At 33.4% G+C, this 8833-nt stretch carries 2 protein-coding genes; both read left to right on the plus strand.

The window, feature by feature from the left end; all coding sequences use genetic code 11:
- Window positions 1-674 precede the first annotated feature (674 nt).
- A complete protein-coding gene (locus CHRY9293_RS17855) occupies window positions 675-1448 on the plus strand; it encodes a 4'-phosphopantetheinyl transferase family protein (protein WP_162034215.1) in 774 nt (257 codons plus the stop codon).
- Between the two features lie 71 nt (window positions 1449-1519).
- On the plus strand, window positions 1520-8833 hold a 7314-nt coding region (locus CHRY9293_RS17860; protein ID WP_162034216.1), incomplete at its 3' end, for a non-ribosomal peptide synthetase.

Here is an 8833-nt window from a genome sequence, read left to right on the forward strand (position 1 = left end):
GATTAATATAGTAGTATTAATAATGTGTTAAAAAAAATATAAAAAATATATAATATTATAAAATAAAAGATTTATAGTGTCAATTTTCCTTTTTAAAGCATATATTTTTTTTAGTTTCTTATTTTTTACAAAATTAGTTTATAATGCTTTCAACTTACATAGTATAAATGATATTATTATAAACAAATTTCCTCAATTAGTTAATGATTTATTAAACGAGTTAATTGTAGTTAAACATTATAAATGTTTATGTGCTCTTATATTCTTTTTTGTAGTTTAGCTACAAAACTAAATGATAATAAAAAAAAACCTAATGTATGCGATGCGATAACACAAACATTTAAAAAAAGTTTTTCCTTACAGATATATTTTAGATTTATAGCTAATGATTCTTTTGAAGAAGAAATAGCTTATTTATTGAAAATGTTGTAAATAGGATAACCTCAATACTAAAAAATGGCAGTTACTTTTAATAAAAAATGTAAAATTAAAAGTAATATTGATATCTACCGAAAAGTAGATCATTTTATTCTTAGGATAGCCAAAACATGATATGCTAATATGTATGAAATATTTTAGAAAATAGATATTATATAAACTATCATTTTCAAAATTTATTTTGACATATTCAAACTTATTGTCTCCTCTTCAATAGGTTTATTTTCATTTTTAAAATGTATCTCATTACAATACTTTCTCTTAAATATAAAGGGGAAGCAATAACTATTAATATTTTTTTAGATATGACGTTGATCTATTGGACAGATTTCAGTGAGTCTGACTTCGATTTATTTTTTTCTATCTGCCATCATCGGCTTACTCCAGAAATCTTTAAGAAGCAAATGATGTATAAGAAGAGAGAAAGTGCATTGTGCTTTCTCTTAGGAAGGCTCTTACTTTGGTACGGTATGAATGATTTTTTTGGAGATAACAAGCGGTTAACAATTCGCTTTAAGAATAATCAAAAACCTTATTTCGAAAATGGTCCATTTTTTAATATTAGTCATTCCGGGCGTCAGGTTGCTTGTGCTATTAACAACGACTTTAATATTGGAATGGATCTAGAAAAGATAGAGCCTATTTCTTATACTGAGTTTTATGAATATTTTACAGCTTCAGAGCAGGAATATATCACTCATTCGACATCACCTATTTCAACATTTTATAAGCTTTGGACAAAAAAAGAAGCTTTTATAAAAGCAGACGGAAGAGGTCTTGAAATCCCTCTTAACAGTTTTAATACTCTAGAAAATACTTTATATTTTAATTCTCAATATTTCATTTTAAAAGAACTTAATTTTTCTTCTGGATATTTTGGACATTTTGCCTTAATGGATGGAAGAAGCTTTTCAGATAATTCCTCAGACCATATTTCTCATTTTATTCCGGTAGAAGAACTTCTTAGAAAATTAGAAACATTTCCGTTTTTGCTGTCGGATTTAAATTGATTGTCATCACCCTTTTACAAGTCTTAGTGGAATAATTAAATACCTTATTATTAAAAACACCTTATTTTATAATGAAGAAATTCCAATTTTTAGTAAAGCTAACCCCTTATCAAGAGTCTTTTTATAATGAATGGATGCTTAATCCTTCAAGAAATGATTATAATATTGTTTTAGATCAATCAATGTCTGGAGTCTTGGATGTTGATAGATTGAATTCAAGCTTGGTACGATTTGTTAATAATAATTTATTAATAAACAGTAATGTTCTCAATACATCAAATGAGCTCATTTGGAAAAGAAGACCTTTACTATCAGAAGATGCTCCCATTCTCACATTTTTTTCTAAAGAGCCAAGTGCAGAACAATTATTAAGTTTAGCTTTACATCCGTTTGATCTTGAAAATGATCAGCTGATAAGGTTTTATGCTATTAAATTGGATGAAGGGAGATATAGAATTATTTATGTATGTTCTCATATTTTAGCAGATGGATTAAGTGGTAATGCTTTTTATAATGAAATGGGTAATTATTATAATGATTCCACATATATAAGTCCCGTAAATCTTACCGAACAATCCCGTTTGCATCAGGAACTCAATCAGCAGTTTGACAAGATTCTCAATAGCGGGAAAGAAACAATGTCCGATTTTTGGAAAGAACATTTAAAATCCCTTGAAAATATAGGATTTAAGTTTTTAAAACCATCAGGAAAGTTATATAAAAAGCCTAATTCTATAAGTTCAGTAAGTGAGTTACGTTTTGAATTTCCACAAGATATATTTTTCAAAGTAAAACAATTAACTAGAAACTATAAGCTTACTCCTTACACTTTTGGACAACTCATATTTGCTATTGTACTTCATAGGTTGTCGGGAGTAGAGAATATAGGAATTAATTATCCTGTAGGAATAAAAGAAGGCCAAAGCTTTATATTTGGAGCTCATGTAAACACCATTATCAAAGGGTATCATTTTACCTCAGAAACGAGGCTTTCTGATCTTATTGATCAAAATCAAAAATACATTACTGAGCTAAAGAAGACTAAAGCACATTATCTTCCCATAGGAAAACTTATCAAACATGCTCAACAATCAGATATATTAGAATTTTCTTTTGCCCAAACAAATCTTAAAGATATTTATATTAACTATGAAGGAACCTATGATATCTTGATTAATAATGATTTGAATATTGATTTACCAGGCAAGATTGTGTTCGAACAAGAAGCTAAAAATAATCAATTAAATTATAGGATTAAATATGACAATTCTGAATTAGATGCTGACCTAGTTTCTAATTTCATTGAGATGTATAAAAGTTCATTTATCAGGATATTAGGCGATTTGGTGGATGATAAAATAGAAACTCAGATATCTTCTTATGATTTATTAAATAAGCATAGCTATCAAGTTATTGTCCATGATTGGAATGCTACAGTAGAGGAATATGATAGGAATGCAACCTTGCATAACCTATTTGAGAAACAGGTGGAAAAAACTCCTGATCATATTGCTTTGGTTTATGGAGAGGTAAGGCTAACTTATAGAGAGCTTAATGAAAAATCCAATCAATTGGCACATTATCTTTTGAATACTCATCAGATCCAACCGGATGAATTTGTTTCTTTATGTTTAGATAGATCAGAGCATGTGCTTATAGGAATTTTAGGCGTGTTAAAGTCAGGAGGGGTCTATGTTCCAATGGATTCTGGTTACCCTATGGATCGGATAGAACATATCCTAGCAGATACTAAAGCCAGGGTTGTAATAGTTGAAGAAGGCACTAGGGAGATGTTCTATGGATATAGAAGTTTAAAAGCATTAGAAGACGGGGCTTTGAGTGTTATAAGCTTGAATGCCTCAGAAATGAAGGGTATCTTGGGTAGCTGTTCAACAGAAAATCCAAAGACTAATGTAAGTTCAGATAATTTGTCCTATGTAATTTATACGAGTGGAACAACAGGGAAGCCTAAAGGAGTCATGATAGAGCATAGAGGAGTTGTGAATCTTGTAGATTGTATGATTTCCTCTCATAGACTTAAAGATTTTATTAATGTAGGATGTTATTCCAATTATGTATTTGATGCTTTTGTATATGAGGCTTTTCCTGTACTTTGCCATGGGAATACATTATGGATGTATAGTAATGAGCTTAGAAAATCAGTGAAAGAACTTAATGAATATATTAAAGATAATGCCATCGATGTATCATTTATTCCGCCTGTCTTATTAACCGAAATATTACCTGATACGAATCTTCAATTAATCTTCACAGGAGGTGAAGCTTTCCCTGATATTGATAGAAAAGAATATCAAGATATTATTTTGATTAATGAATATGGGCCTACTGAGTCCACGGTATGTGCTACTTATCATCATTATCATGAAGATGGGAATCCTCTTAATATAGGTCGTCCTATAGCCAATACAACAATCTATGTTTTGGATGCCTACCTATGTCCTCTTCCTGTAGGAGCTGTCGGAGAGTTATATATAGGAGGTTCGGGATTATCAAGAGGGTATTTGAATCTTGCTGAGCTTACCGCAGAGCGTTTTCTATTGAATCCATTCCAGAGTGAAGAAGAGAAGGCAATAGGTTATAATGATCGTATGTATAAGACAGGAGATTTAGGCCGTTATCTTGCTAATGGAGATTTGGAATATATAGGTAGAAATGATTTTCAGGTAAAGATACGAGGGTATAGGATAGAATTGGGAGAGATAGAGAATGGGTTATTGAGTTATAAAGGGATTAAGCAGAGTGTTGTACTGGCCAAGGAGAATAGTTCAGGTTTAAAATACTTGGTAGGTTATTATGTATCTGATACTTCAGTTAATCATGAAGAACTTTCTGTGTACTTATCTGGTCTTCTTCCGGAGTATATGGTCCCTTCTGTGTATGTTCATCTCGAATCACTTCCTATGACTATTAATGGTAAGCTAGATCGCAACGCTTTACCTGAGCCTCATTTCACAGGAGATAGAGAATATATAGCACCAACGACTATCCTTGAAAAACAATTAGCAGAGATTTATGGCGAGGTGTTAGGTTTACCAGTAGAAAGTATTGGTATCCATGATGATTTCTTTCGCTTGGGAGGAAACAGTATTATGGCTATTAAACTGATTAGCAAGATTCATCAAGGATTAGGCTTACAGGCAAGTGTAGCAATGGTGTTTAGTCATAAAACGATCTTTGGATTAGCAGGTGCACTTGAAGGTTTATCAATTGATATTGTAGAGATGATCCGTCCTATAGCGGTTCATAGTCCTGAGGACCGACTTTTATCTTTTGCTCAGGAGCGTTTATGGTTTATTGATCAATATGAAGGAGGAAGCTCTGCGTATAATATTCCTATGGTCTTTGGATTATCATCACAAGTTGATCTTAGCATTTTAGAAGAATCCTTTAAAGTTCTTATATCAAGACATGAGATTCTACGTACATTGATTGTAACCAGTTCAGAGGGAGTAGGGTATCAATATGTGAGTAATGAGGAGTTCAGTATTAAAGAGACTTATGTAGAGAGTTCTAAGCAGTTAGAAGATCTTATCTCTCAAGAAGTTAATAGAGTTTTTGATTTGTCCCAAGAACTTCCTATTTCAGTTTGTGTATTCCATGAGAAAGAAAAGACTAACACTAATAAAACAAAGAAAAAGCAGGATACCCCAAATAAGAGTGAGATTACGTCTTATATCAGTATAGTTATTCACCATATAGCTTTTGATGGTTGGTCTAGTGATATCTTTTTAGAGGAATTAAGAATTATCTATCAAGATTTATTATCAGGAAACCCGGTTTCTTTACCCTCGCTCCCTATTCAGTATAAGGATTTTGCTTTATGGCAAAGGGGTTATCTTCAAGGTGAAGTATTGGATAGACAGTTGTATTATTGGAAGACTAAACTTTTGGGAGTTGAGGCTTTACATCTTCCTTTGGATTATGTGCGTCCTACACGGCTTTCTTATGAAGGGCATACGGTACATTTTAGTATTTCTGATAGTTTAGGAGAAGATCTTCGATTTTTATCTCGAGACTTAGGAGTTAGTTTATACAGTGTAATGCTGGGAGGATATTATCTGCTATTATCCTCTTATTCGGGACAAAAGGATATAGTATTAGGTACTGTGGTAGCGAATCGCCATCATGCAGGCTTAGAGGATCTGATCGGCTTTTTTGTCAATACTTTGGTCCTTCGAGAAGAGATTGATTATGAAGTATCAGTAAGAGATTTTATTTTGCAAGTTTCAGATTCGGTATCTCAGGCTCAGATGCATCAGGATGTACCTTTTGAGAAATTGGTAGAAGAGTTGGGTGTAGTTCAGGATATATCTCGTCATCCTCTATTCCAGGTGATGTTTGGCTTACAGAGTTTTGGAAATGCTACTAATCAAAAATATGTTGGAGACTCTTTGTTTCAACAAATTGAAGAAAGGCTGAGTTATGATGTATCCAAGTTTGATTTGACAGTGATGATAGATGATGGAGGAGATTCTCTGTCAGGAAGCTTTAATTATGCCCCTCATCTATTTAAAGAAAGTACAATTAATCATATGATTAAGACGTATGTATATCTCTTAGAACAGATGGTATGCCATCATAAAGAAAGTGGCTCAAAGTTACGGCTTGAAGACTTATCTTGGGTAAGAGAAGAAGAGTATAGTGGAGATGGGATCTTCTCCAGTCTTTTGGATGCTTATTCAGAATACGATACAACTGCTACCATTCATGAATTATTTGAAAGACAGGTAGAGAGAACACCTGATCATATAGCTTTGGTGTATGAAGATGTAAAGTTAAGCTATAGAGAGCTTAATGATAGATCAAACAGGCTGGCTCATTATTTATTACACAATTGTAAGATCGAACCGAATGAGCTTATTCCATTGTGTTTAGGCAGATCAGAACAGATTCTTATAGGTATGTTGGGAGTCTTGAAGTCAGGCGGAGCTTATGTTCCGATGGATCCAAGTTATCCTATGGATCGAATAGAACATATTCTGGGAGATACTGGTGCAAGAGTTGTACTCGTTGAAGAAAATACAAAAGACAGATTATATGACTATAAGGAACTAATAGATACAGAAATAGAATCTTCAAACCTGAGTATCATAAGTCTGAATGGTTCAGATATGAAAGCTGAACTGAGTACCTGTTCCACAGTAAATCCAAGAACTCAAGTAAGTTCAAGTGATTTATCTTATGTTATTTACACTAGTGGCACAACAGGTAAGCCAAAGGGAGTGATGATCGAGCATACTAGTATGGTCAACTTTGTATGTTGTATGATAGACTCTCACAGGCTTACAGAATATACCCATGTAGGTTGCTATTCTAATTATGTCTTTGATGTTTTTGTGAGTGAATCTTTCCCTGTTCTTTGTCATGGCAATACGTTGTGGTTGTATAGTAATGAACTTAGAAAATCGGTAAAAGATCTTAATGAGTATATCAAAGAACATGATATTGAAGTATCGTTTATTCCCCCTGTTATCTTAAGAGACCTTATTCCAGATACGAGTCTTCAACTGATATTGGTAGGAGGAGAAGCTTTCCCGGATATTAGAGACTTAGAACATGAGGGTATTATTTTGATTAATGAATATGGCCCTACAGAAACCACAGTATGGTCTACTTATCATCATTATGATAATGATAATAATGCACTTAATATAGGTAAACCTATAGCCAATACAGCAACCTATGTGTTGGATGAGTATTTACGTCCAGTTCCAGTAGGGGCAGTAGGAGAGTTGTATATCGGAGGTTCAGGATTATCAAGAGGTTATTTAAATCTTGCAGAGCTTACAGCTGAGCGTTTTCTATTGAATCCTTTCCAGAGTAAAGAAGAGAAAGAGATAGGTTATAATGGACGTATATATAAGACAGGAGATTTAGTACGTTATCTTTCTGGAGGAGATTTGGAATATATAGGTCGAAATGATTTCCAGGTTAAGATCAGGGGCTATAGAATAGAGTTAGGAGAGATAGAAAGCGCTTTGTTGAGTTATGAAGGAATTAGACAGAGTGTTGTATTAGCTAAAGAACATAGTTCAGGCTTAAAATACTTGGTAGGTTATTATGTATCTGATACTTCATTTAATCCTGAAGACTTATCTGTATATTTATCAGGATTACTTCCGGAGTATATGGTTCCTTCTGCTTATGTTCATTTGGAATTATTCCCCATGACACTCAATGGTAAGTTGGACCGCAGGGCCTTACCAGAACCTAGTTTCACAGGAGATAAGGAATATATAGCACCAACAACGGTTCTTGAAAAACAATTAGCAGAGATTTATAGTGAGGTTTTAGGTTTACCTGTAGAAAGTATTGGTTTACATGATGATTTCTTCCGCTTAGGAGGGAACAGTATTATGACTATTAAACTGATTAGCAAGATTCATCAAGGATTAGGTTTACAGGCCAGTGTAGCGATGGTGTTTAGCCATAAAACGATCTTTGGATTAGCAGGAGTACTAGAAGGTTTAGAATCAGGAGCTAGTGAAATGATCCGTCCTATAGCGGTTCATCATCCTGAGCAGCAACTTTTATCTTTTGCTCAGGAGCGTTTATGGTTTATTGATCAGTATGAGGGAGGAAGCTCTGCGTATAATATTCCTATGGTTTTCGCATTATCTTCAAGGGTTGATCTTAGCATTTTAGAAGAGTCCTTTAGAATTCTTTTATCAAGACATGAAATTCTACGTACTTTGATTGTAGCCAGTTCAGAGGGAGTAGGCTATCAGTATGTGAGTAATGAGGAGTTCAGTATTAAAGAGATTGATGTATTTAGCTCTAGAGAATTAGAAAATCTTCTATCTCAAGAAATCACTAGGGTTTTTAATTTATCCAAAGAACTTCCTATTTCTGTTTGTGTATTCAATGATAAAGATGAAGTAACTTCTTATCTTAGTATAGTCATTCATCACATTGCTTTTGATGGTTGGTCTACAGATATCTTTTTAGAAGAACTACATGTTATCTATAGGGATTTGTTATTGGGTGATCCGGTTTCTTTGCCCTTGTTACGAATTCAATATAAAGATTTTGCTTTATGGCAGAGATCTTATCTTCAGGGAGAAGTATTGGATAGACAGTTAGAGTATTGGAAGACTCAACTCATGGGATTAGAACCTTTAAATCTTCCTTTAGATTATCCTCGTCCCTTAGCTATTTCTTATAAAGGAAATACAGTACATTTTAGTATTTCAGATACTTTAGGAGAGGAACTTAGACTCCTGTCTCGAGATTTAGAGGTTAGTTTATACAGTGTAATGTTGGGAGGTTACTACTTGCTATTATCCTCTTATTCGGGACAAAAGGATATAGTACTAGGAACAGTAGTAGCGAATCGTCATCATTCAGGCTTAGAGGATCTGATC

The sequence above is a fragment of the Chryseobacterium potabilaquae genome, from assembly GCF_902728265.1.
Lineage (GTDB): Bacteria > Bacteroidota > Bacteroidia > Flavobacteriales > Weeksellaceae > Chryseobacterium > Chryseobacterium potabilaquae.